The organism is uncultured Imperialibacter sp., assembly GCF_963974565.1.
Taxonomy (GTDB): Bacteria; Bacteroidota; Bacteroidia; order Cytophagales; family Cyclobacteriaceae; genus Imperialibacter; species Imperialibacter roseus.
In genome coordinates, this window is the sequence record NZ_CAXBCJ010000021.1 from 49,857 (window position 1) to 75,013 (window position 25,157).

Annotated in this window: 22 protein-coding genes and 1 tRNA gene; 16 read left to right on the forward strand and 7 right to left on the reverse strand. The window is 43.7% G+C overall.

The window, feature by feature from the left end:
• Window position 1: 1 nt before the first annotated feature.
• The 6 genes from AAC052_RS22905 to AAC052_RS22930 all read left to right on the forward strand — a co-directional run bounded on the left by AAC052_RS22905 (window position 2) and on the right by AAC052_RS22930 (window position 9,185).
• Complete coding sequence (locus AAC052_RS22905; protein WP_317489984.1) at window positions 2–268, forward strand: NifU family protein; 267 nt, start codon at window positions 2–4, stop codon at window positions 266–268.
• A 59-nt stretch (window positions 269–327) separates the two neighbouring features.
• On the forward strand, window positions 328–3,357 hold the full coding sequence (locus AAC052_RS22910; protein WP_339815630.1) for a M43 family zinc metalloprotease: 3,030 nt from the start codon (window positions 328–330) through the stop codon (window positions 3,355–3,357).
• 67 nt (window positions 3,358–3,424) lie between these two features.
• Window positions 3,425–6,112: a D-alanine--D-alanine ligase gene (locus AAC052_RS22915; RefSeq protein ID WP_339815632.1), complete on the forward strand. Its 2,688-nt coding sequence runs from the start codon at window positions 3,425–3,427 to the stop codon at window positions 6,110–6,112.
• Window positions 6,113–6,127: 15 nt separating this feature from the next.
• Window positions 6,128–6,958 carry a PASTA domain-containing protein gene (locus AAC052_RS22920; protein WP_317489981.1) on the forward strand — a complete coding sequence of 277 codons (831 nt, stop codon included), beginning with the start codon at window positions 6,128–6,130 and terminating at the stop codon, window positions 6,956–6,958.
• Window positions 6,958–8,862: a T9SS type A sorting domain-containing protein gene (locus tag AAC052_RS22925; RefSeq protein WP_339815633.1), complete on the forward strand. Its 1,905-nt coding sequence runs from the start codon at window positions 6,958–6,960 to the stop codon at window positions 8,860–8,862. Before AAC052_RS22920 ends, AAC052_RS22925 begins: the two co-directional genes overlap by 1 nt.
• 8 nt (window positions 8,863–8,870) lie before the next feature.
• On the forward strand, window positions 8,871–9,185 hold the full coding sequence (locus AAC052_RS22930; RefSeq protein WP_317489979.1) for a rhodanese-like domain-containing protein: 315 nt from the start codon (window positions 8,871–8,873) through the stop codon (window positions 9,183–9,185).
• Here the strand turns inward: AAC052_RS22930 and AAC052_RS22935 are convergent.
• Together AAC052_RS22935 and AAC052_RS22940 are read right to left on the reverse strand one after the other, a co-directional pair.
• Window positions 9,182–10,405 carry a site-2 protease family protein gene (locus AAC052_RS22935; RefSeq protein ID WP_339815634.1) on the reverse strand — a complete coding sequence of 408 codons (1,224 nt, stop codon included), beginning with the start codon at window positions 10,403–10,405 and terminating at the stop codon, window positions 9,182–9,184. The two genes, AAC052_RS22930 and AAC052_RS22935, sit on opposite strands and share 4 nt — an antisense overlap.
• 3 nt (window positions 10,406–10,408) lie before the next feature.
• Window positions 10,409–11,026, reverse strand: coding sequence for an HAD family phosphatase (locus AAC052_RS22940; RefSeq protein ID WP_339815635.1), 618 nt, complete (start codon window positions 11,024–11,026; stop codon window positions 10,409–10,411).
• A 146-nt stretch (window positions 11,027–11,172) separates the two neighbouring features.
• Between AAC052_RS22940 and AAC052_RS22945 the strand changes: the two genes are divergently transcribed.
• The 4 genes from AAC052_RS22945 (at window position 11,173) to AAC052_RS22960 (ending at window position 15,602) form a co-directional block, all read left to right on the forward strand.
• Window positions 11,173–11,246 (forward strand) — tRNA-Ile (locus AAC052_RS22945).
• Window positions 11,247–12,298: 1,052 nt separating this feature from the next.
• Window positions 12,299–13,768 carry a hypothetical protein gene (locus AAC052_RS22950; protein WP_339790855.1) on the forward strand — a complete coding sequence of 490 codons (1,470 nt, stop codon included), beginning with the start codon at window positions 12,299–12,301 and terminating at the stop codon, window positions 13,766–13,768.
• 2 nt (window positions 13,769–13,770) lie between these two features.
• Window positions 13,771–14,379, forward strand: coding sequence for a hypothetical protein (locus tag AAC052_RS22955; protein WP_339790857.1), 609 nt, complete (start codon window positions 13,771–13,773; stop codon window positions 14,377–14,379).
• 716 nt (window positions 14,380–15,095) lie between these two features.
• Window positions 15,096–15,602 carry a hypothetical protein gene (locus AAC052_RS22960; RefSeq protein ID WP_339790859.1) on the forward strand — a complete coding sequence of 169 codons (507 nt, stop codon included), beginning with the start codon at window positions 15,096–15,098 and terminating at the stop codon, window positions 15,600–15,602.
• 52 nt (window positions 15,603–15,654) lie between these two features.
• Here AAC052_RS22960 and AAC052_RS22965 read toward each other — a convergent pair whose 3' ends face one another.
• Window positions 15,655–16,347: a hypothetical protein gene (locus AAC052_RS22965; protein WP_339790861.1), complete on the reverse strand. Its 693-nt coding sequence runs from the start codon at window positions 16,345–16,347 to the stop codon at window positions 15,655–15,657.
• A 1,286-nt stretch (window positions 16,348–17,633) separates the two neighbouring features.
• The gene (locus tag AAC052_RS22970) at window positions 17,634–17,849 is read right to left on the reverse strand and encodes a helix-turn-helix transcriptional regulator (protein ID WP_339790863.1); all 216 of its coding nucleotides are present in this window, start codon (window positions 17,847–17,849) and stop codon (window positions 17,634–17,636) included.
• Between the two features lie 105 nt (window positions 17,850–17,954).
• Here AAC052_RS22970 and AAC052_RS22975 point away from each other — a divergent pair, with 105 nt between their 5' ends.
• From AAC052_RS22975 to AAC052_RS22990, 4 genes are all read left to right on the forward strand, one after another.
• Complete coding sequence (locus tag AAC052_RS22975; protein ID WP_339790865.1) at window positions 17,955–18,227, forward strand: hypothetical protein; 273 nt, start codon at window positions 17,955–17,957, stop codon at window positions 18,225–18,227.
• Window positions 18,228–18,266: 39 nt separating this feature from the next.
• Window positions 18,267–18,539 (forward strand): hypothetical protein, encoded by a 273-nt coding sequence (locus AAC052_RS22980; RefSeq protein ID WP_339790867.1) that lies wholly within the window; start codon window positions 18,267–18,269, stop codon window positions 18,537–18,539.
• A 168-nt stretch (window positions 18,540–18,707) separates the two neighbouring features.
• A complete protein-coding gene (locus AAC052_RS22985; protein ID WP_339790869.1) occupies window positions 18,708–19,466 on the forward strand; it encodes a metallophosphoesterase in 759 nt (252 codons plus the stop codon).
• 90 nt (window positions 19,467–19,556) lie between these two features.
• Window positions 19,557–20,021 (forward strand): hypothetical protein, encoded by a 465-nt coding sequence (locus tag AAC052_RS22990; protein WP_339790871.1) that lies wholly within the window; start codon window positions 19,557–19,559, stop codon window positions 20,019–20,021.
• A gap of 442 nt (window positions 20,022–20,463) precedes the next feature.
• On the opposite strand, the gene AAC052_RS22995 is transcribed toward AAC052_RS22990, so the two are convergent.
• A complete protein-coding gene (locus tag AAC052_RS22995) occupies window positions 20,464–20,970 on the reverse strand; it encodes a hypothetical protein (RefSeq protein ID WP_339790873.1) in 507 nt (168 codons plus the stop codon).
• A gap of 114 nt (window positions 20,971–21,084) precedes the next feature.
• On the opposite strand from AAC052_RS22995, the gene AAC052_RS23000 reads away from it, so the two are divergent.
• Window positions 21,085–21,396 (forward strand): helix-turn-helix transcriptional regulator, encoded by a 312-nt coding sequence (locus AAC052_RS23000; protein ID WP_339790875.1) that lies wholly within the window; start codon window positions 21,085–21,087, stop codon window positions 21,394–21,396.
• The gene (locus AAC052_RS23005; RefSeq protein WP_339790877.1) at window positions 21,380–22,696 is read left to right on the forward strand and encodes a type II toxin-antitoxin system HipA family toxin; all 1,317 of its coding nucleotides are present in this window, start codon (window positions 21,380–21,382) and stop codon (window positions 22,694–22,696) included. Before AAC052_RS23000 ends, AAC052_RS23005 begins: the two co-directional genes overlap by 17 nt.
• A 46-nt stretch (window positions 22,697–22,742) precedes the next feature.
• Here AAC052_RS23005 and AAC052_RS23010 read toward each other — a convergent pair whose 3' ends face one another.
• Complete coding sequence (locus AAC052_RS23010; RefSeq protein ID WP_339790879.1) at window positions 22,743–23,300, reverse strand: hypothetical protein; 558 nt, start codon at window positions 23,298–23,300, stop codon at window positions 22,743–22,745.
• Between the two features lie 10 nt (window positions 23,301–23,310).
• On the reverse strand, window positions 23,311–25,137 hold the full coding sequence (locus AAC052_RS23015) for a M12 family metallo-peptidase (RefSeq protein ID WP_339790881.1): 1,827 nt from the start codon (window positions 25,135–25,137) through the stop codon (window positions 23,311–23,313).
• Window positions 25,138–25,157: the final 20 nt, after the last annotated feature.

The window sequence follows — 25,157 nt, forward strand, 5'->3', positions numbered from 1 at the left end:
AATGATTGCTGACACACCTGAATATATAGCGTTGATGGAGCGCATAGAAAGTGCGCTTGATTCAATCAGACCTTATCTGGAGGCTGATGGTGGAAATGTTAAGCTGCTAAGCATCGATGAAGGGCATGTGGCAAAGCTTGAGTTGCTTGGCAACTGCGGGTCGTGCCCGATGTCGGCCATGACACTGAAAGCTGGCGTAGAAGAGGCGATTAAAAGAGCTGTTCCGGAAATAAGTAAAGTGGAAGCCGTGAATGTGGCTGTCGTTTGATGAAATAATTTTCATAGCATTACCTCGTTACCTCTCATCCACGTTTTTTAACATACTCAATGAGCAGGAGGTTATACTTTTTTTTAGACTTAGCTGTTTGCATTTTTTTATGCTTTAGCCACCAGGCCTTTTCACAGGAAAAGTGTGGCACCGTACAACTCGAAGAAAAATACAGACCGATTATTGGTGAATCTGTCAAAGAGTTTGAATCGTGGGTTCAAACCAAAAAAACTGAGCGTCAGCTTCGGTTGAGTAGTAGCAGAACTGCTGAAGCCATTTACACCATACCTGTGGTGATACATGTATTGCATCAGGGCGAGGCGTATGGAGAAGGATCGAACATTCCGCTGGAGCAGGTATTGTCTCAAATTGAGTTACTCAACCAGGACTTCCGGAGATTAAATTCAGACACAACCGACACCCGAGAGATATTTAAGCCTGTGGCAGCTGACGCACTTATTGAGTTTGCGTTAGCCAAAAGAGACCCTGAGGGCATGCCCACCAGCGGCGTTGTAAGGGCTCGTGCCGGCAAAGACTCCTACGCCATTGGAGAAGAAGACTTACTTCAGAAGGTTAGCTATTGGCCGCCCGACAGATACCTCAACATATGGGTAACCAACCTTAAATCGGGCTTGTTGGGGTTTGCGCAATTCCCGGTATCAGACCTGATCGGCCTTAAGCCCAACATTGCTAATAAATTCCTGCCGGACGGCGTCACCATTGACTATGAGTACTTTGGCCAGGGCTTCAATGCAAAGGAGTTTTCTACCGGACGAACAGCTACCCATGAAATAGGGCATTACCTTGGGCTGCGACATATTTGGGGCGACGGCGGCTGTGGATCAGACGACTACTGTTCCGATACTCCAGCGGCAGACAGAGCCAGTTCGTCAGGCAGCTGCGAGTTGTCAAAGGCGAGCTGCGGGTCTACCGACATGATTGAGAACTACATGGACTACAGCCCCGACAAGTGCATGAATATTTTCACAAAGGACCAAAAAGAGAGGATGAGAACCGTGCTGGAGTTTAGTCCCAGAAGGAGGAGCCTCATAGGATCGGCAGCACTGGTGGCGCCAACGCTTGTGGACAATGATTTGGGTATAAAAACAATCGTTAGCCCGGCAGGCGGTATCTGCTCCGCCAGGTTTATGCCTGAAATAGTGGTGAGAAACTATGGCACCAGCATCATCACGCAATTTGAAGTCAGCGTTGTTATCAACGGGCTGGAGTGGGATTCAAGAACAATCTCCACCAACCTCGCCCCCCTGGCTGCCTACACCGTTACCTTCGACGAAGTACTGCTTGAGCAGGGCGGCTTATATACCACGACATTTGAAATCGGGAGTGTCAACCAGACACTAGACAACAAGGTCAGTAACAACAAGGTCTCGATAGACGCCAGCTACCAGCGACTAATTTCGCTGCCGATGCTGGAAACCTTTGAAGAGAACGGTTCTCAATTGGTCATGAAGGCCGACAACCCCGATCAGCCCTTTGCAGCCATCACGCTGGCACCGAAGGTCTTGGCCACCAACCTGGCCATACAGTTTGACTACTTCAGTGCTGACTCGACACAATTTGGCGACTGGGAAATGCTCCTGTCTCCCATCATTGATTTGACAAAATACCCTTCTCTTACCATCGATTTCGACTACGCCTACGGGCACGACGGTATCAATAATTCGGACGGTCTGCTGGTGGCTGTGTCGACCGACTGCGGCGCCACTTTCGAGTACGACGACATTGTGTTCCAAAGATTTAGCGAAGACCTTGCCACCACTTACATAGAGCCCGGGCAAGCGTTTATTCCTTCAGGCCCAGCCGAATGGAAAAAAGCTTTTATCGCCCTTAACAACTTCAAAGGAGCCGATAGGATACAGCTCGCCTTCATCGGACAAAACGGACTGGGTAACAACCTGTTTCTTGACGACATAAAAATATCGAGTAATAACCTGGCCGACTACGATATCGGCATTAGTGAAGTAACTGATCTTTCTTTCATTTCGTGTATCAACCAGCCGGTGCCAACGGTCGAGGTTAAGAATTTTGGGAAGCAACCCATCACCAGCTTTTTGCTTTCCTACACGGTTAACAACACCACGGAGGAATTGGAGGTTAACAATATCTTCATTAATACCGGCCAAACGATCAACGTACCATTGGAGATTGACGCCCTGGAAGATGGCACATATAAGCTTGAATTGGCCCTCGACCAACCAAATGGCAACACTGACCAGCGAATCTCCGACAACAGCTTCTCCCAGCTATTTCATGTAAAAACAGCCACCGACGTGATCCCATTCAGAGAAACATTTACTTCGAACAGGGGCGTGGAAGAAAATCTTTTGCACAGAATTACAAACACCGACGGACGCACCTGGCAAATTCAAAATGATGAAAGCCTCAGCCAGGGAAACAAAGTAGCCCGGATGACTTCCTACGACCTGACTGTACTCGGTGATGAGTTCTGGTTGGCAACGAAAGTGCTGGATCTTGACGATGCTGATGAAGCATCAATGTCTTTCAAACTTTCCTACGCCAAAAGGCAAAACCGTTCGGAGCGACTAAGAGTGATGGTGTCCGTGGACTGCGGCATCAATTTCAGGGACGTCGTATATGACAAGCGGGGAAGTGATCTGGCTATTACCGAATCTGAAGAATTTTGGGCTCCCTCAACTTCCGAAGACTGGAAAAGAGAAACAATCGACTTGTCAGCCTATGCTGGAAACAGCAGTGTTGTGGTGGCCATTGTAGGCACCAATGGCAACGGCAACAATATGTATTTGGACGATATAGAGTTTTATCTGTCGGGTGAGCCAACGCCAGTCTTCCCTGTCGAGGATTTGATCAGGCTCTTTCCTAACCCTGCGAAAGAAGTAATTAACGTGGCCTTTAGCCTGGCTGAGAGGCAAACCGTGACGCTACGAATGCAGGATGTGAGAGGCCGGGTGTACTTTGAAAAAGAATACCCCAACACCTTGAACCAAATTTATCAGCTAACCACAGTAAACGAAGCCAATGGCATGTACCTGATCCAAGCAATAACGAAGGACAAGGTAACCGCCCAAAGAGTCATTATCAGGCATTGAAAATCGTTTCGGTTGCGTAATTTTGTTGCAAGTCGCCAGTGACCGCTTTAATTATTAAATTTAAAAGATGAGAGTAGGAATATTCTTTGGAGGGCAATCCAGGGAAAGAGAAATATCCTTTGCAGGAGGACGTACAGTCTACGACAACCTCAATAAATCATTGTTTGAGCCAGTGCTCTTTTTCATTGACAGCCTGGGGCAAATCATAGAGCTCAATTGGCAATACGTATACAAAGGCACCATTCGGGACTTCTATCCTCCTGTGTCGCTGCTTCCACCGAGCCCTCATCATTTTCAGGTATATATTGAATCGCTGGCGGCCGAGGACCATAACCTTGCACTGAGTGCTGCCTCGCATGTTGGCCGCAAAGTTAGCCCCGAAGAACTACCAACACTTATCGACTTTGCTTTCCTTGCCCTTCACGGTCCTTTTGGTGAAGACGGTAATATCCAGGGGCTTTTGGAGTGGTATAATATTCCTTACTCTGGCTCCGGCATTTTACCTTCGGCCATTGGTGTGAATAAGGTTGTTCAAAAAGACCTTTTGGAAAAGAATGACTTCTCTACGCCCGCTTACGAGTTGCTTAACAGAGACTCGTGGCTGAAGGAAGCCAATAAAAAAGCGGTATTTGATGCTTTAAAATCAAAGCTAAAGCTTCCGCTGGTGATAAAAGCACCCAATCAGGGGTCGACCATTGGTGTGGCCATTATCGACAAAGACTCCGTGGAAGACTTTGTGGACGGCATGAACAGGGCTTTTTTCATTGAAGAGATTGAATTGAGTTGGTGGGCAAAACTACCCGATGAAGAGAAGAGAAAAGAGCTGATAAAACTGACAGACATCAGAGAGGGCATAGGCCTTCCTGTGATGATGGAGGGTGAATGGATATCCCACCCTGAAAAACTCTGGGTGAAACTCGACCAGCTGGCTTCCGCAAAAAAAGATACTATACAGCTTACCAGTCAGCACGCTGAGGAAACAGTGCTGGTGGAAGCCTTCATCAAAGGCCGGGAGTTTTCGTGCATCGTTATTGAAAATGACAACGGTGCGCCGATGGCATTACCTCCTACGGAGATCAGAAAAATCAAAGACCTTTTCGACTACCGCTCCAAGTATTTGCCAGGGATCAGCAGGAAAATAACACCAATTGAACTACCCGACGGTGATATTCAAAGGATTCGTGAACAATGTGAAAGACTCTTCACCGCTCTTCACTGCCAGGTATACGCCCGGATAGATGGGTTCTACACCGAGGATGGCGGTATTTTCCTCAACGACCCAAATACGACGTCGGGTATGCTGCCATCGTCGTTCTTTTTTCACCAGGCAGCTGAAATAGGGCTTAACCCTTCGCAGTTTCTTACTTACATCATTCGCACGTCACTGGCAGCCAGGATAAAAACCGGCAAAATGATCCACCAGATGAAAGGGCTGCTCAAAAAGTTGGATACTGAGATCCAGCTTCTGGCAGTTTCAGAGGTGAAAAAAATCAATGTGGGTGTGATCATGGGCGGTTTCTCTTCGGAGAGGCATATTAGCGTGGAAAGTGGAAGGAATATTTTTGAAAAGTTAGCCTCCTCCACAAAATACCACCCGGTGCCTATTTTTCTCACTGGCAACGAAGAAAACCATGAGCTCTACCTGCTTCCGGTTAATATTATGCTCAAAGACAACGCTGATGATATCAGAGAAAAGCTTCATGCGGCAGCGTCCAAAAATGAGCACCCGGTAATTGGGCAAATAAAATCTGAAGCTGGCACAATTACCAGCACCTATGCTCCGGGCACTATTTTGAAGTACAAGCGAATCAATTACGAAGACTTATCAGGCCTGGTGGATGCAGTGTTTATTGCCTTGCATGGCAGGCCTGGCGAAGACGGTGCCGTGCAGGTGGAGCTGGAGAAGCTGGGCATTCCTTACAACGGATCGGGCGTGGACAGCAGCCGCATTACCATCAACAAATATGAAACCAATGAGCTACTGATGAAACATGGCATTTCAGTGGCCAATCACACGCTTGTTTACAAGGAGGAATACCTGGCGCATCCTGCCAAAACAATTGCTGAGCTGGAGAAGAGCTTCACCTATCCGCTGATTGCTAAGCCGGCTGACGATGGGTGTAGTTCTGCTGTGAAGAAAATCAGAAACCAGCAGGAGCTTTGCGCTTTTGCTGAAATGATGTTTAGAGACACACCGGAGTTTTTGCCTGCTCAGCAGAAAGTACTCAAGCTGAAGGACAATGAGGAGTTTCCTCAAAAGAGCTACTTTTTGCTTGAAGACTTGATAGACAGCAACGGGGCCACACACTTTTTAGAAATCACAGGCGGCATGCTCACCAGCATCAACGATAACGGCGACAGAGTATATGAGCTGTTTGAGCCTTCGGAAACCCTGGCCACTGGCGACGTGCTTTCACTCGAAGAGAAGTTTCTGGCCGGAGAGGGGCAGAACATCACCCCGGCGAGGTTTGGTAAAACACCTGAAGAAAATAAGAGGGTAAGTGAAAAGGTAAGAAAAGACCTGGAAAAAGTAGCTGAGATTTTAAACATTGAGGGTTACGCAAGAATCGACGCCTTTGTACGTATTTATGAGGATGGCAAGGTAGAAACCATTATTATTGAAATTAATTCATTACCTGGAATGACACCCGCTACCTGTATTTTCCACCAATCGGCCATCAATGGCTACAAACCCTACGAGTTCATTGATGCGATTCTGACATACGGTATGCAGCGACAAAAATTAATAGCCTGACCTAAACTGTAGCAAATGACACTTTTTCAATTCAACTCATGGAAAGATGTGCTGATCCAGCTGGCCCTGATGGTAGCCATAGCCGTCGTGTTCCTGCTCGGGTTCTTTTACGTCTATCTTCCCAACACCACCAACCATGGAGAGACCATCACCGTGCCGGACCTGGAAGGGATTCCTTTGGATGAACTGGACGAGTTTCTGACTGACCGGAATTTGCGTTTTGAGATCAATAAAGATTCTGGCTTTTCGTCGCAATACCCGCCGTTGGCCGTGCTCAAGCAGTTTCCACTGCCTAACTCGAAGGTAAAGGAAAATAGAAAAATATATATCTCATTGAATGCCAAGGAGCCACCCAAGGTAAGGATGCCTCAGCTGGTAGATGGCTCGGTAAAAAATGCACAGGTAGTACTTAAAAGCTATGACCTTCTGCTGGGAGAAATCACCTACGCATCAGACATGGCCTTAAATGCGGTGCTTAAGCAGCTCTATCAGGGCAAGCCTATCAGCGAAGGAGCCTCAGTGCCAAAAGGAGCCAAAATTGACCTAATTGTAGGCGACGGGCTCGGCAACCAGGTGTTTAATGCCCCAACTTTAATTGGCCTTACATATGAAGATGCTGAATTTTCCGTTATTGGACAGGGCCTGAAGGTAGGCGACGTTCACTACGAAGAAGATGGCAAAGCGACGATAGAAGTAAAAAGTGCTGACGGCACAGTCACCTACCAGGAACAGTCAATGCCGCTGGGCACCGTTTTTAAACAATCTCCTTCGGCTGACAAAAAGATCAAAATAGGCGACTACATAGACCTCTGGATAGTAGGCACGGAGCCAGAACGATTCAATTAATGACAAAAAAAGGGCGATGGCTACAAGGCATTCTCTTCCTGGCAGCATTTGTAGCTGGAAGCCACGGCGCTATTGCCCAGCTCATCCAAAAACCAATTGCCTTCCCCACCGGTAGCAAGTACTCAGCTTCAGGAAGAACGCTTGACGCCAACGACACCATTCAGCTCCCCTTTTGGGATGATTTTTCGAACTATAGCGGCCAGCCCAGCAGCGAGTGGTGGGTGAGCAGCAACGACGTATGGGTAAATGCCACGCTGGGGCTACACCCTCCTACCCTTGGCGTAGCCACATTTGACGGGCTCAACAGCAATGGCATCCCCCACAACCCAACTTCTAATTTTGTCGGGCCTGCAGATAGCCTCACCTCCAAAGCCATTGACCTCTCGGTTATTCCTGCCAATTTACGTAGTACAGTTTACCTGAGCTTCTTCTGGCAAATAAAGGGCCTGGGCGAAATCCCTAACACTGAAGACTCACTGCGCCTCCAGTTTTTAAGCCGAGATAGCGTTTGGGTAACAAAATGGGTACTCAAAGGTGGCGAGGAAAACCTGAGGGAAGACTTTACGCAGCAATTTATTCCCATTCTACAGCCGGAATTCTACCATGAAGGCTTCAGGTTCAGGTTTGAAAGCTTTAATAAGCAAACAGGCCCTTTTGATCATTGGCACCTCGACTACATTTACCTCAACCAGAACCGAAACCCTTCCAATAACACCTACTTCGACAGGGCCCTCTCTGCTGCCCCATTATCACCATTGAAGGGCATTTACGCCTTACCTCCAAGCCAATTTCAGTCAGCTGCCGACCTGTTATCAGGCACAAGCTCATTTGAGTTTTTCAACCTCGATGCTTTGCTGCAACCTGTGGAGTACAATATTCAGATTGTGGAAGCCAGCACCGGGCAATTGATTTCTTCAGTTGATAAAAACCAGGTAGTAGATCCAATACCCCAGGGCCTTGAAAGGCGAACAATAACAAGTTCGCCCATCGACACCGATGCAATCAAAGCATTTTTGCAGGACAACGATTCGGTCGTTCTAAACATGGATTTATTTCTCAAAACAGGAGACAAATACCTTATAAGCAGGGTTGATCCCCTGACAGCGGACACCACCTACTTTGAAAACATCAACTATAGAAACAACGACACCACAAGTATTAGTCTTTCATTTTCAGACTATACCGCCTGGGACGATGGCACTGCGGAATATGCCGCTGGCATTAACCAAAGCCGGGGGCAATTGGCGTACAAAGTGGTGGCTCTGTCCCAAGACACGCTCACAGCGATTGACATCCACTTCCCCAGGATAGCACCGTTTGCCGATGGCCAGCCGCTGGACATCATTGCCTGGAAAACGCTCACCAATATCAACCCCACCCTGCTGGCACTTCAGCGGGTGAGTGTGGAGTTCAAAGAGGAGCTTGATCAGTTTGTGCGTTACAAGTTTGAAATACCTGTGGTGGTGAGTGACACCTTCTACATTGGCTACCGGCAGTACACCGACAACTTTGTGGGCATTGGGCTGGATAAGAACAACAACACTGGCAACAGAATTTACTTCAACGTAGGCAACGGCTGGGTGCAAAACGACCGAACGGATGGAAGCCTGATGATCAGGCCGGTATTCGAAAATGTGCCTTTCAGGTCGGTGACAGGCCTTGATGAAAAGCCCATCGAAGAGCTAGCCATTTATCCCAACCCAAGTGAGGGCATAGTATACTTCTCAGAAAAGCCAGAAGCTGTTTTCATAGCGGATGTTTCAGGAAAAGCTTTTCCAGTGCAATTATCCGATACCCAGCGTCCGTGGTCAATCGATTTGACTCACTTACCAAAAGGTCTTTATTTTGTGCAGTACATTTTTCAAAACAGAAAAAGTACATTTAAACTGATACTGACCAACTGACCCAACCAATGACAATCCTCCCCCAGGAGTTGAAGACCTTAATTGACTCCAAAGCAGACTTCCTGCTTTTGGACGTAAGAGAAGAATGGGAGTACGAAGAATACCACATAGGCGGCCTCAATATCCCATTGAACAGTCTCCCTTTCAGGCTACAGGAAATTGCCTCGTGGAAAAGCAAAATGATTGTGATCCACTGCAAAGCAGGCACCAGAGGCCGAACGGGTACAAAGTATCTACTGAAGCATGGGTTTTTGGCTGTGAAGAACCTTGAGGGTGGGGTTCAGGCGTTTATTGAAACCTTTCCACAAGCTATCCTCAACTAGGTTGTAAACGGGTTAGGGCTCCAGCAAATCACAAAAATAATCAGGGCAATCCACCCCAGCACCTTGCGGTTGAAATCAAGCGGCTCGTCTTGCGCTACTGGCGGGTGATAGATGCCAATAAACCGGCCCAGGATGATCCCGTAAAGCAGCCAGCCACTGTAGCCTTCCACTGTTGGGAAAATGAATGAAACCACAAACTGAGCCGTAAAGATGCCTACGGCCACCATCCAGCGATTCATATCGTTGTCGGTCAGGCTTTGCATGACCCACTTCAAAAAATAGATATACACCGGAATGGCGAAGAGGTTAGGAACCGGCATCATGAAAAAAGTGGTTGTTGCAGTCCAGTCCATAAAAGGCGTAACTATGCCCAACCCTGCATAGAAGATAAAAACAATGTAGAGGCCGGCTGATACCAGTCTTGAATTTTTGAGCCCAAGCAGGCCGTAAACAATGTGCCCTCCGTCGAGTTGGCCAATGGGCAGCAGGTTAAGCGCTGTAAAAAACAGCGCCAGGTAGCCGGCGAGTATCCATGGATAGTGAATGATCTCGTTAGGATGAGGCAGCAGCTCTGGTTGTGTGGTCACATGCTCCTTAAAGAAATCGAACAAGATGGTGTTGCCCAGGCCAATAGATGCAGTAGAATCGCTATAGACATGGTTAGGATAGTCGAGGCCATATTGGGCGTACTCAGGGTGAATCTGGAAAATATCCTCTTGAGGTGGCAGGTGAGTGAACCCATACCAAAGCACAAAAAGTGCTACAACGAAACCTGCCAGTGGCCCTGCAATACCAATATCAAAGTATTGCTGCCTGGTTTTAATTTTACCTTTGATGTTGATGAAGGCGCCCATAGTGCCTATGCTGGGCGACCCCAGAAACCCCAGCCAAAGCGGCAGGTAGTAAGGCAGGGTAACTTTGATTTTATAGTACTTGGCGGTGAGATAATGCCCGAATTCGTGAAAGGTGAGGATGGTCAGAAACGGTATGGAAAACTCCATGCCAGCCACAAAATCAGCCCAGGTATATCCTTCGCTGAAAAGCAGGAACTTGTTTCTACTCCACTCAGCGCCGGCCAGGGTGGTACAAATAAACGTGGCAATAAAAAGACCAATATGAATAAAAAGCCGCTTCTGCTCCTTCTTTTTCTCCGCTATTTCCAGCTCTTTAATTTGCTCCTGAAGTGACCGCTCCGGGCTGCTTCCCTCTATTTCTTCCATGCACTAAAACAGTTCTAACCAGCTATCGGGCGAAGGTACTAGAAACGTTTGTATTTTAAGCTTCTCAGCCCCTCTAAGGTTCTCTGGCTTGTCATCCAGAAAGAGCACCTCCCTGGGGTTTAAATTATTTTCTTCTAACACTGTCTGGTAGATTTCCGTTTCCGGCTTTCGCATTTTCATCACGTGTGAGAAGTACACTTTGTGGAAAAAATGGTCGAGGGTTGGATTGCCTGATGAATCGAGCAGAATTTGGTTAAAGGCCCGTTCGTGAATGCCATTGGTATTGCTTAGCACAAAGGTCCGGTATGTCTTACCAAGTTCAATGACCTTATTGATTCTGTGCATGGGTATGGCGCCGAGCATAGCATTCCATGCCTTATCGAGCACCTCGTCAGTCAATTCCACCCCACAAAGATCCCGTAGCCCGTCACGGAATTCCGCATCGCCAACTAGGCCTTGTTCATAATCAAGAAAGAGCTGGCTTTCATGCACTCCTTTTACCCACTCGACCATGGGTGTCCCGGAAATTTTTTCAAAAGCTTTGAAAGTTGCCTGTGTGTCGAGGTCGATGATGACGCCACCAAGATCAAATACGAGATGCTTAATTCCTGAAAGATTCACTGGATTCCTGTTTGTGTTATTAAAAGCAAATATCTAATATTGCAGTCCTTTTCGGAGAAGGAAGGTGAGAAGTTAGTGGTTATTCGTTAATTATTATCGAAATATTTCAACTACCCTTTCACCGACAACGAACAACCTCCGTCAGAGGGCCTATAGCTCAGTTGGTTAGAGCACCTGACTCATAATCAGGTGGTCCCTGGTTCGAGCCCAGGTGGGCCCACAACTGATAATCAAGCACTTACGACATTATGTTGTAAGTGCTTTTTTTTGTCGCCAACATTTCGCCAACAAATTGGTTTGTTTCGAGGCCTTTGCTCTCAAAACAAGATTGACCGTCTAGTTCTTTGCTATATTGAGAGGAACAAATAGATCACTGGAAGAGCGTTAGATGAATCAGGGTGGAGGCTTACTAAGACTAGTTAACCTGAGTTCTATATAAGAATGTAACAAAACATTACCGGGGGCGTCATTGTGGAAATTTTCTTCAGATATTTTTCCCATCTGAAGAAAATTTCCACAATCTCCGCTGCAAGACATATGAGATTCCGGATTAATATTGGCCCATTTTGATTTTAGGCCAATATTTTCCAGAATGACGACATTCTTATGTCGAACTCACGTTAGTTAAGATATTGCTATTCTAATGCACCCAAGTGAAGAGATCTGCTTGTGCGACCTTGAATCTTTAGCCTCCAATGCGAGTGTGCATCCTCCAAGGTGTAGGTGTTGTCCGTAGGGGGCTATGTTATCGATTGATTATCAATCCTTTAATAATTTTTAAGAAAACATATAGTAAATTTTTTTGCCCCTTTTTAACCTCAGCTTCAGGCTTTTGTATTCAAAGAAAACGGGAGAGGTTGAATGGAGTCACCTAGAATTTTCTGAATTTTTTGCAAGCTCATGAGTTTAAAATATCCTTTGTCAGCTGCAAAAAACCTAAGTAATTGAGATTTTCACCATAGTGGTTGAGACTAAATTTTCTTATGTACGCCAATCTGACTCCCATCGTTGGAACTGCCCTTTTCGCCCACAAAGGCCGCTACTGGTTGGCCTATCTGAAATTAACCAGAAGGATTTTCTGCTACTTCCCGAACACTTTCAATTCCCAATATAGGCATCCTTAACTACCCCCCTATTAAGCCGTTTCCTTTTTGGGGCCTTCATTCATTACACAGGAACTTCGCAGAATAAAAAAACTAAAATCTCACGTTGCTAATATGAATAAAAAAATTTACCTTTTCTTTAAATATTAAATTATTAAATATTACAGCTATGAAAAAATTGCTTATCAATTTCTCTATTTTAATTATTTTAATGTCCTGTTCTGATATATCGAATGAAATTAATATCTCAGACATTAAAACAACTGTAGATGAGTCTTACACCTTTCGAAAGGTAAATTATCACGGAGTAACTCATAATCTTGGCTATAAATTTGCCTCTGATTCTACCTTACTCTTTGTCGACCTAGAATCAGAAAAAGCTTATAAACTAATTTCGAAAGCGGTGGATCAACACGATGAATTTGTTTTTTCGTATTCGATGCAGGATACGACTACTTATCTATTTGACGATAAGGAATCCAATGAAGTCTTTTTGAGAGAGAGATTTGGATTCGGAAAGAACAAGCCTAAACAATCAAAAGTGCTAACTAAAGACAGCACTGGTAGAATCAATGAAGCCATTTCTGGTATTTATAAGAAAGATTCTGCTGGGTTTGTGGGCCAAGTCCAAAGCTTTCAAGACTCCTTAATCATTTTTGATGAATCATATTTTCTAGGGATTAATCCTGGTGCATCCAGCGATAATTCTTACAGTAGCGCTCGACGTGTAAGCGGGGTTGTTAGGGTACCAGGTTCGGAACTTATTTTTTATGAACATCCTAATTACGGTGGGAGTAGCTATTCCATACTAAATTCTAGTCAAACCTACCAAGAATCTTTGGGTTATACCGTTAATCTTACGTCTTTCAATGACAAAGCGAGTTCCATGAGGATGACCAACGAATCGACAAGATACATGCTTGTGAGTGTCTATCAAGATTATAATAGAGGTGGGAAGACGCACCAATTTATAATTAACCCAAGAAATGGGAGTAACTATTATGGGTTTATCCCACATAATCTCGGAGACTGGAAGTTGTGTGGAGATATTTTTTGCACGAATATGGACGACAAAATTAGCTCAGTAAATTTCTACTGGACAACATACAATGACGCAAGTCCCGCCATAACCGTCAACAATCTGGTAAATACACAATTTTCTACTACAACTGAGGGCCAGGGTCAGCCCCTAACTTCCTTGCAAAAGACAATTGGAACATATAACTGGGATTCAGGCGCCTCATCCTACACCTACATTCACGGTGCTGATAATTTATTTTCTGGAACTGGTTTCTATGAGTTTGAGATTACTAGCAAGACCACAAATATTATGGTTGGCGCATCAAGCGGCCCTCCAAATAATAATGCTAGCTGGGATACTATTGAATATAATTTATACGTATCACACTATAATGGAGATGTGTTGCAACTTTATAACAACGGAAGCCTGGTCATGACATATCCAGGAACTTATGATGTCGGCGACATTATCACTATTTATCGCCAGGGTTCCTATGTCAATTTTTACAAGAATGCAAGCTACATTGGCAGAATACCAAGTGATCCAACAACTGATTTATACTTTGACTGTTCTATTTGGAGCCCGTATGCATATATTTCGAAAGTAACCGACTATTAAAAATGAGGGTTACTTCTCAGATAATATTTTCAGTATGTTTTTTTTGTGTAGTGACGTTTACTTATGAGGTCAGGCCACAAGGAATTTCTATAGTTCCATCCTTTGGAATTAACACAGAAAATGATACGCTGGCACCAATCAATTCGTCGCAATTTGTTGTGAAACGCGAGATCTTAGGTGTTTCTACATTTGGTCTTGATTTGGAGGCTCCAGTCGGAAAACCACTCAAAATTGGTATATCATACATGTATATGAAGGCTTTATTGCTTCCGATCACCGCAACTGGTATTACGACAATCAATAGAATATACTTTAATACCTTTGGGCTATACGGGAAATATATTTTTTGCAGTGACTGCAAACTCCAGCCTTTTATTTATGTATCAACCGGCTTTAAAGTTGGTTACCCGGAAAGGGCAGACTTAAATTCCTACGTTAAGTCAACAAGTCAATATTTAGATCTTAATGTTGGGGCAAACTATAAAATTAAGGAAAGATTTCTGTTATTACTTCAGGGGGGTATTGGTAGGACTCAGGCTAGAGTTGGGATATGTTACTTGTTAATAAAAGCTAGGGATGGCAAAAGTGAGAATAGTCTGCCGAATGATTAGACGGCAGTCAGAATGGCGATGACCATAGTGTCAAATTACATTTGCGACCTTGGTTCTGAACTCTGAACCAAGGTTGCATTTGAAAAAAACAGATGCGTTCTTTTTCGAGCAAAAACTTGGTCTAGTCTAGATTGACTCACTAGGTTTGCCGCCGAGGGGGTCTAACCAGGCTAGCGAACAATCGAGAGCTTCGGCTGCTTCCGTGAATGGTCACACTATCGTCACAACGTTTTTGAAATTTCAACAATAAAATACGCTGGATTCACTGCAAGAATTTCGGCAAGTCTGAATATCGTGGTAAGCGTGGGCTGCTTTTGGCCATTTTCAAGTCTGGAGATGTGAGTAGGATGGGATCCAACTTCAAAAGCCAGTTTCTCCTGGGAAAGACCTCTCTACTCTCGGAGTCGTTTTTAAGACCGGCCAAGGTGATTTTTTGTTCGTTGATTATCAACGCTTTCTAAAAACTAACAAAGAAATCTATAATTATATCCTATGTTTTGTTATCAATTTATTGCCTGGAGCCCGACAGATCACCCCGGCTCCGGAGGATCAGCATTAATAAATGGCTGACCTTGTAGAAGTTCTCGTGACGTTTCAAAAAGTCTAAAATCGGACTATATCGTTTAAAATATAACCCGGAGTAGTGATGAATTCAGCGACTAAGAGAATTTTTTTATATTGTTAGGCTTTCTTGAATTGTATACAACTTTAAAAGTATGAAAACCCAACTTTTTGTCTATCTAACTTTAGTTTTATTATCCTATTTATCCTCGTGTAACACTATACCGGAATGTGGTGATGCAGAAATTAAGATCGCAGCTCAAGAAATCTTGATTAGAGAAATTACTGTTGGTGATGCCGCTCTTAAACTTCTACAAGACCTTCGATATGATTCAAAAGCTAATTATGACGCCGAAAGAATTGGTGCCAATAACTATTATGAAAACGTGAAAGTAGAATTCAGAAAAAAATATGCCGATTTGAATTCATTAGATTCCACCCTGAGCGAGAATAAGCATATTCTGGATTCTTACAAAGTCTTTAAGGGGCTTAAGGAGGCTAAGTTGGCAAATGCTAGAACCACCGCCGTCTACGAAGAACTGTCCAAATGTGAATGCCTGGCAGAGGTTGTTGCCAAATCTGGAAAGAAAATAGATATCACATTTGCAGCGCAAATGAATGAAGACGGAGAAATTTATGTAGAGGTGGCTTTCGCAAACTAAGCATGTAAAAGCTGGCTAGGAAAGCGGCAAACTATGATGATTAGGCTGCCAGCTATTCATCTAGAAGGTTAAAGAATTTAAGAAAGTAATAGGACGGCGTTGGTTTTCCGTCAAGCCCTACTACCCTGTTTACCCAAAATACTTTTATTTCGCTCAAGGCTTTGTAATTGTTTGATTCAAGCTCAAAATCAACACCATTAACCTTCATATGAACTATATTATTAAAGCTTGTCTGGATGAACCCGTACCGGTTCATAGAATTATTCGAATAGAACTGGATCCAATCTCCTTTTTTATCAATTAATCGAACCACGTTTCGGAAGCCGATTATCTCATTATCAAGGGCGTAACCGTCCTTAGCAGCACTTATTTTTATTTGGGCAAGAACCGAAAATAGGTCTTCAATTAGTAAAACACTGACTCCTCCATCACCATAAACTTGGGTGCTCCTTTGGTGTTGTTTATACTTACTCTGTAACAATGCTGAGTCAGCATCGAAGTCCACAATGAATCTTATAAAGTTAATTTGCGAGTCTTGGTAGATGACTTGCAATTTCACGGATTTGGTAGCGGAAGTAATCCCAAGTTTATTTAGGGCATCAGGTATTTGTTCTGATGCACTTCTAAATTTCTGTTCGTATTCCTCACTAAGCCCCTCTACATAAATTTCAATGTCATCAGAGGTGATCTGGCCGAAAGCGGCATTTAAACCAAAAAACAAGACAGCAGAAATAATTACTTTCATTTGTTTGGGAACTGCTATTAGAAAATGAATTTATGTGTTGGTTCCGGCTTATGCAATACCGTCCCAACCTCGATCCCAGATTCTCAACGTGCTGTCACGGAGATTCGTCAGATTCGAATGTTTTGTTATCAATTTTTTTCCTGCAGCCAGGCAGATCACCCCGACTCTGGAGGATCAGCACTCCTTTTTTGATAACCATGGCCGGGTATTTCCTGTTTTTGTTGCCAATCTCATGTTTTCGGACACAATCGCTTGTTATCTGGTAATTGCCCATATGCTTGGACGTATTTTTTTGCCAAGCTTACTGTTAGTGCTAGCTAAGCTTACAATTACTGTCAGCTTGAAAAAAGCTGTCCTAACGATACCGAAAAAAATAAATCACTCATGACGACATAGTGAAAACTTCCACTCATGGAATTACCTATACTTCTACAGCAAGGTGAAGAAAATTGTGTCCTCTGAAAATTTGAAGAGAATTATTACCCTTGAAGATAAAAGATTCCTGTACCTATGCTTTTGTGAAAAATGAAACTATTTATCAAAAACGGAAAGGAGGTGATATGATCCCAAAAACAGAAAATGGGAGCCAAAGAGATGGCCCCCATCAACCAAATGTCAAGGTAACCTTAGAGGTTGATACCAAGACAATCATTAGCGTAATTTTCATTGTGGGAGTACTATTAAAGGTTCTTTTCCTTTAATAGCCTATAGACCCTCCTGGTGGAACAGGAGGGTTTTCTTTTGCAATCTTACGAATTTCCCCAAGTTATACCATCGTATCAATAATACCTTTCATCACAGATACCAACCAACGCTGCTATGTTTTAGGAAGGAACACAAAAATTAACCTTGCTGCCGGATTCTCCACCTTTAGTCTCCGTGAGTCCGATTCGCCTGGACTCCTTCGGGCCTTCCAGATATCGAGACCACAGATAAGTTTCTCTATTTCTTTCTGGGTAATGCGCACATTGACTATGGTTTCCTTGGTGGAATGTGCCCCAGCATTTGACTGACTGTAATTCCTCTCTGCGCCTTATCCTTTGTATAGAGCCAGATTTGGCCGTTCAGTGGGTCGATCTTGCTGAAATTGATTTCCAGATTTTGATCACCATGCCATTGAAATTGATCTTTTGTTTAGTTCATATTTGAATAGGAACACATCGGTTTCATACCTTTCGAATAGCGAATACCGAATGGTCTAAAAAGATTTTGCCTTTTTTTCATTCGTTACAGGACTGCTCTTCCCAAACATTTCGACAAAGCCTGTGGAAAGGATTCAATCATGGTTAGCCATCAATCAAATCACTCACCTTCACCTCCAATGCCCTGGCAATCTTTTCAAGGGTAAGCATGGTTACATTCTCCTCGCCTCTTTCAATAGATCCAATGTAGGCACGATGAATACCTGACCGGAAGGCTAGTTCTTCCTGACTGTACTTTTTCAACGCCCGTTGCTCCCGGATTTTACCGCCAAGCCTTTCTAGAATTGTTGGTGTCGGCATAGGCCGCAAAATCCTAGGCTTTTAAGCGCCTAACAACTAGTTATATCTAGCAATTTTGCAGTGGAATAACTAGATTTGTTTAAGTCCAAAAGTCAAATTCTTCTTATGTCAAAAATTGAAATAGTCACCAGTAAAGAGCTTGCGCCCTTTTTCATCGATGTAGTCACAAAAAATGTTGCCATATGGCTAGCCAAATCTCATAAGATTTCAAAGGAAAAGATTGAGGAATACGATGCGGAACTAGAGGAAAGCCGAGAAAGGCTGATGGCAGCGATCTCTGCTTTGTATTTAGATGATCAAAAATCAGTAGACCTGTTAAATTTTGGAGTGAACCTCTTCCACCTTCAAATACAGCTTACGGGGCAGTCAAAAAACTAGTGCAATAGCCAGTAATGACAATAATTAAAGAAACAATGTATGGACGAAGCCGAATTCTTTAAGGTCGTCAATGACGAAAAATATGCGCACCTGTTCCTTGACCTGGCCATGACAAGGATGGCCTTGCGGTTAGCCAAGGAAAGGAAATTAAAACGAATCGGCTTCTTTGAGTGGGAGCATATCAGAAGTCAGGGAAGGTTAATCGAACAGCTTGAAAAGTTAGACCTATCGGACGAAGCTCATTTATTTATTCGCACCTACGGGCCTGATGCCTATCTTTTGTCACCGATTGAACCAGCCAATGGAGAGTGAAATCAGGCTCAAAAAAGCACCTATTTCCTGCCAAACTCAGAATGCCGAAAATTGCATTTTGGTTAATTCGTGTTAGAGATATAATATTATTTTAACCAAAATAGCAGCATTATTCTTAGGCCCCCGTTTACTATTTCAATTACTATCTACCACACCAAAACGCTATCATTGAAAATCCAATTCGCCTCAGATCTTCACCTGGAAATGGCTCCCAACTCTATATGGATGGAGGAAAATTCGCTCATACCGTCAGCCGACATTCTGATCCTGGCGGGTGACATTACCCACTTGCATGAAGACTGGTTTAGAGAGCCATATTTTGATACGCTTTCAAGCCAATTTAAGAAGGTGTACATGATAGCTGGCAACCACGAATTCTACAGATACTCCTTTGACATTGAGGGCTTGTTTCCATCAATGAAGATTCAGGTAAGGAAGAATATCGTCTATCTAAATAACCAGGTAATAAAACAAGGCAACGTACGGTTGCTTTTCACCACGTTGTTCACCCACATTACTAATCACAAGTTCATCGATCCCAGGATGAATGACTTCAGGGTCAGTAAATACAAGGACGAAAGGTTCAGTACGCATGAGTACAATGAATGCCATGCACTGTGTCTGGCATTTTTGAAAACGGCGTTGGCCAAGCCATTTGAGGGAAAAACGGTCGTAGTCAGTCACCATGCCCCCTACCCTCCATACTATTGTGACTACCCTGACTCAATGTCTCTGAACGAGGCCTTCCATACAGACTTGCTGTGGCTGACCGAGAAGAACAAAATTGATCACTGGATCCACGGTCACACTCACCATAACCAGGTGCCTTTAACGATAGGGAAGACAACATTTCACACTAACCAGCTTGGTTATACAGTGGCCAATGAGCATGGTGCCTTTCGAAGAGATATGGTTTTGGAGATTTGAGGTGAGTAAAACAAACCACATTACCATGGAGAAATGAACATCCTGTCAATCAAGCCTTTAATTATTTGGTTGGATTAAATAAATTGAAGCGTGAAAACTCAGATTATCATCAAAAACACCTCAGCATGGGCGGTGCGGATTATTACCAACTACCAGCGGTCGCAAGGCTTTAATTCGCCTTTAACACAGAGGGCTGAAACATTAAAAATGAAACGGTTGGTTGCTGCGGAAATTAGTCAAAGCAGGGCGGATGAGAATGACTCAACGGTTGAACCCCCGGCAATAAGACTAAAACAACTCCGTTCCTGGAAGCTTTATTTGAAAACTAAAAAAGCGATAGATATTGATCACACCACTAAAGACTCGCTTGACGACTACACTAATGAAGAAAAAGCGCTCCTGGATGAGATGCAAATTGTATTAACCGAGTTCAACAATCTCATTCCAGAAGAATACGAAGGTGAAATCGAATTGCCAAAATACACTAAAGCGCAAATATGCGCCCATAGTCATTATTGCCAGTTACGGATTGCAGAACGGATAAGAGGTATCTAAATTAAATTGACCAAGTGCTTTCACTAAAGGCTTTGCTTTGGGCACTTCATCGATCTATCGGGAGACTTTTTTGATACGGTACATTTTCCCCCATCGCTAAAAGAATATCCGTTTAAGGGACGAGGGGTGTATCTGATGGAAGGCAAAGTCGTTGAAGAATTTGGTGTCTATGCGCTCGATGTGCAGCGCATGGCCAAGGTGCCGTTTATTGCCGATCTGAGGTATTAGAAGTCATAACCCGAATTTATTTCTTCCTTTTAGTGGCTCTCAACTCCTTCAATTTAGCATGGTCAGCCAATACCAATTGGGTAACGTGTTGGGTAATCCTGGTAAAGGTTTCACCAGATACCTCAGCTGCAGTGTGGTAACCTTGTTTCTTAAAAATCTCGGATTGCTCTTTCGTTCCTATAAGATAAATATAGCCAATTCGCCTTACAAACAGCTATTTTTGTTCGGGTGGTGTTCCCAAGAATTCTAGAAGTGTTGCCCAATCGTTCAAATAAGGCATAACCTGTTCGGAGTATATCATATTACTTTGTACCTTTTTCAATCTAGAAAACACCAATTTGTAGACCAACTTTTTGTTGTTGTTAGTCTTCGTTAATTCCGATGTTGGCACGATAAAAAAATCATTGTAGTCAATCCAGTAACCGATTAGAAAATTTGAATGATTCCACTCGTTCTCTGTTAATGTAAAGTGACAAGTATTCTTACTCTTTTCAGCGGTGGTCGTAACCAAATGTTGTCTTGTTTTGACTTCAATTTTGACTTTTTTGTTTAAATGAGTATTTCTTATGCCAATGTCATACCCAGGCTCTGAATAGTTCTTAAATATTTCCAAACCGCTGTTATCGTGAATGATCGAGTAAAGCTTGAATAAGACCATTCTTTCACCGATTTCACTGACTAATGCGTTTATATTTTGAGGGGTTTTATTTGAATCTTCCATACTTGTAGGTTAACTACGATATTGGCTGGTTGCTCCCGAAGGGGAAAGTCGATTTGTATTAAATATCAAACATAATAGCCTAAATTTACGTATAATGTATTAAAAGTGATACACATGGATTATCTTTTTGCCTCAGATACCGATATCCTTCAGGAATTAGGCCAGCGCCTGAAGGTGGCTCGTATTCAAGCTGGCTTCACCCAGGAAGAGTTGGCCCAGCATTCCGGAGTCAGCAGGCCTACTGTGGCCAGGCTTGAAGGGGGTAAGAATATCTCCCTTGTCAACTTCATCACCCTACTTCGCTATGTCGACGAGCTTACCACTTTTTCACAAGTGCTCAAGCGGGATCTTCGCCTCGATCCCAAGCTAATTTACGAAATGGAACAGAAACAACCACAACGGGTAAAGCATGGCACTAAAGGTTAAAATATGGGGCCAGGATGTGGGCTTCCTGGTTTGGGATCAAACCACAAATTCAGCCAGGTTTAGGTACGAAGATAATTTCAGGATGATGGGGGTTGAAATATCCCCAATTCACCTGAAATCCAGTCCTGCGGTTTTTTCGTTTCCCGGCCTACCCTTTGCTTCCTTCAAGGGCCTTCCCGGTGTTTTTGCAGATTCCCTGCCCGACCGGTTCGGTGAAGGACTCATGAATTCTTATTTCAAAAATAAGGACGTCAGCTTTTCTGACCTCACCCCCCTTGACCGACTTGCCTACATTGGTAGTCGTGGCATGGGCGCTATTGAGTATCACCCGGCAAGGGAAGTACAGGAAAAGCGTTCCCGAATTTCCATCGATGAATTGGAGCAGCTTGCAGCCTTTGGAGTCAAGCAAGCGGGAAAGCTGACTACTCACCTGGAGCCAGACAGGGCAGAAGGCTTTCAAGACATCCTGAGCATAGGCACCTCAGCAGGCGGTGCCAGGGCAAAAGCGGTGATCGCCTGGAATGAGGCTTCCGGAGAAATACGGTCTGGCCAGCTGGACCATGGCCCAGAATTTAAACAATGGCTCATAAAGCTCGATGTTGGCGCCGGCACCAATCACCTGGGCGATTCGGCCGGCTTTGGCCGCATCGAGTACGCTTATTCTCAAATGGCTAAAGATGCCGGTGTTAAGATGCAGGACTGCCGGTTGATGGAAGAAAACGGCCGGGGCCACTTTATGACGGCCCGCTTTGATCGGCAACATGGCAGCAAGCAGCACATTCACACCTTGTGTGGAATTCGTCATTTTGACTACGAAGATGTAAGCAGCCACACCTACGCTCATTTGTTTGAAACCGCCAGGTACCTAAAGCTACCCTACCCTGACAGGGAACAGCTCTACCGCCAAATGGTTTTCAACGTGCTCGGCGTTAACTGCGACGACCACACCAAAAACTTTAGCTTTCTTCTTGATCATAACAAAGACTGGAGAGCAGCACCCGCCTATGACGTTTGCTACAGCTATGATCCGGGCAATCCCTGGGTAAACAGCAATATGGCAGTGAATGGAAAGAAAACCGCCATTACCAGAAAGGATCTGACTTCTGAAGGAAAGAAGAATTCAATCATGCGTCCGGAAAGGATCATCGACCAGGTAGCTGAAGTCGTTTCCCGCTGGCCAGACTATGCCAGGGCAAGCCAGGTTAACCAGGACTTTGTCGGGCTGATCCAATCCAGAATTGAAGAAAGGCTAAAGACGATGGCCACAGGCCAGTCAAAAGGCCGAGAGCTGGGCATCTAGCCGTTCTTTCCCCCATTGATTTCTCAACCATTTTCATAAATGAAAATCAATCAAGAGTCAAATTAAAACTACCATTCGTGATTCGGATAGTATCCGGAATAGCATTCTCTTCGTGCCCCCAATTCATAATGAAGCTCAAACTAAACCGTCCTGAAACCGTTTTAGTGTCCTCATCGATTTCATCGATGGCAATCCAATTATTCTCCAGTTCTTCTTGACTAATATCATAAGTTGCAGCTAGAAGATCGTCAGAAAACTTTGAAAAAAAAGATACTCCTGGGTTTAGAGATTTATTGCAACCGACTATTCCAAGTACTCTTTTACCAGGCTCAAGGGTCAATTTATCAAAGTAGAAACTTTCATATGTAGGAATATTATCGTTGACTTTACGCTCATAATTATCTATTCGAAAAAGGTAACTATCAAAGTCGCAGAATTTGGAGTCTGGGGAGCTGTTCAACTCGAAATAGACATTAGCGGTTTTCTGATTTACACCGTTTAGATTATACTCAACTTCTCCAGAAGAATTCGGTGAAATTGCGTCGTCGCTCTGTCCACATGCCACCAAGATCAAAGCAAATAAAGAAATAGAAATATTTTTCATAGCTGTAATTTTATTTTGAAACAATCAATTTCCTTGTGAGTCGTGATTCTCCGTTATTGAATATCAACAAATATATGCCGTTATTTAATTCCCTTGTGCTAACCCTCACTTTATGATTTCCGGACAGATAAGAACCATCTCCGACTTTTTTGATTGTCTTGCCGCTTAAGTCTGACAATACTATTTCAACAACCGCCTCCTTACTAAGGCTAAATACTAAATCGCTAAAGTCGCCAGCGGGATTTGGGAATAATTCAATATCTCTAGTACCGGAGCTTTCACTTGATGTTCTATAGTATCCACCAATATTAGCATATACTGTTTGTATACTAATAGATTCTGTGCCATCGCTTGAGCCTACCCTAAGGCGTAAATAGAAATTTTCCGAATAATTCACGGGCCTTGTGTAGATGGCAGAAGTACTCAATACGGCGCCAAAAGTAGTCCCGTTAGTGCTATATCGCCACTCGTAGGTATAGGGGGATTGCCCGCAACTCACCACGGCCTCCCATGAGTAGTTGCCAGGACTGTAAATGTTTGTAGGGCCATCAACATAGCATGCGACGTCCTGACCAAGCCGAAAAGACGCGACGGTTAAAGCCTGTTCATCAATTTGTCTTGCATTGTCTTCATGAGCTGAAGTTCCAGTGGCATTTCCATTCCATTGAATATCTGGATTTGAATATCTTCCAATTCTTGTATACCCTTCATAATATTCATGCATTACAGTCCGTCTTTTGTAGGTGTTAAACAGTCCATATTGAAAGTTGTATCCATGCCGATAGCCGCTGATAGTGTTGACACAATTAGTTGTATTGGCTATGTCGCACCTCTGATGCCTTGCCCCGAAGAGATGTCCCATCTCGTGAGTAAATACATAATCAGTAGTTGCTTCAGGGATTTCCACTACAGCATAAGCTTGTGCAGCATCAGGACCTTCGTAAGAAATTCCTGTAACTCCTGTATAGTTACCATTGACAAATAGTACAACAATATCCGCATTTCGTTGATTCCGTAGTGTTGCAATTGCAGCATCATTTCTAAGGTTTATCAAATTGTTGTCTATTTGAGGTGTTTCTACAACATTATATTGAACGATATTGCTCGCTTTGAGGGTGGGAATGGCAAGTGAGGACATTCCGCTTGAATAGACCACATTAGAATATTGGCTCATAGCGGAAATAATGGTTTGTACGATTGACGGATCGGCGGCAAGAGCAGCGGGGGTATACAATGCTAACAATTGTATTCGTAAATTACAGGATACAATCCTTCCGTCTTCTGAACCACCGCCCGGTAACTCGGGTTTATCATTGCTGGGCGAACCTTCCCCAGCTTCTAGTGTGCTACAAAATTTTCCTTCAAGAGTAGACTGGTCAAATTCTGCAATAGCCTGGATATTCTCATCCAATGTGTAAATCTCAAATACTCGGCTATCGGTGAAGATTTGCCCCCGATAAACACCATCATATAAAATCAAGTTGATTTCGCTAAATCCTACCTCGCTGTGGCCGTGCCAGATAATTTCGCCACTTTCCCCAAATTCTACCCTGTCAGGAGTGAACATAATAGCTTCATTCGTGCCTGGAAGCCTAAACTCCATTTTTTCCGTCCTTTTGGACATATCAATGTGACGGATCTTAACTAGGTCATAGCTATTGAAGCCGAGTCTAGTTTTGATTTTCGCAAGGGCGTTTTGCTGTTTGGTATTTAGATTTGTGTTTTTAGAGAGGGCGTCGTAGAGTTTTCTCGTCGATTCCTGAGATTTGGCATCTAAAACGATAGAAAATAAGAAGCCAAATGCAATAATTTTCAAGGTAATGTCTTTGTTCCACATAGCTGAAATTTTTTTTGTAA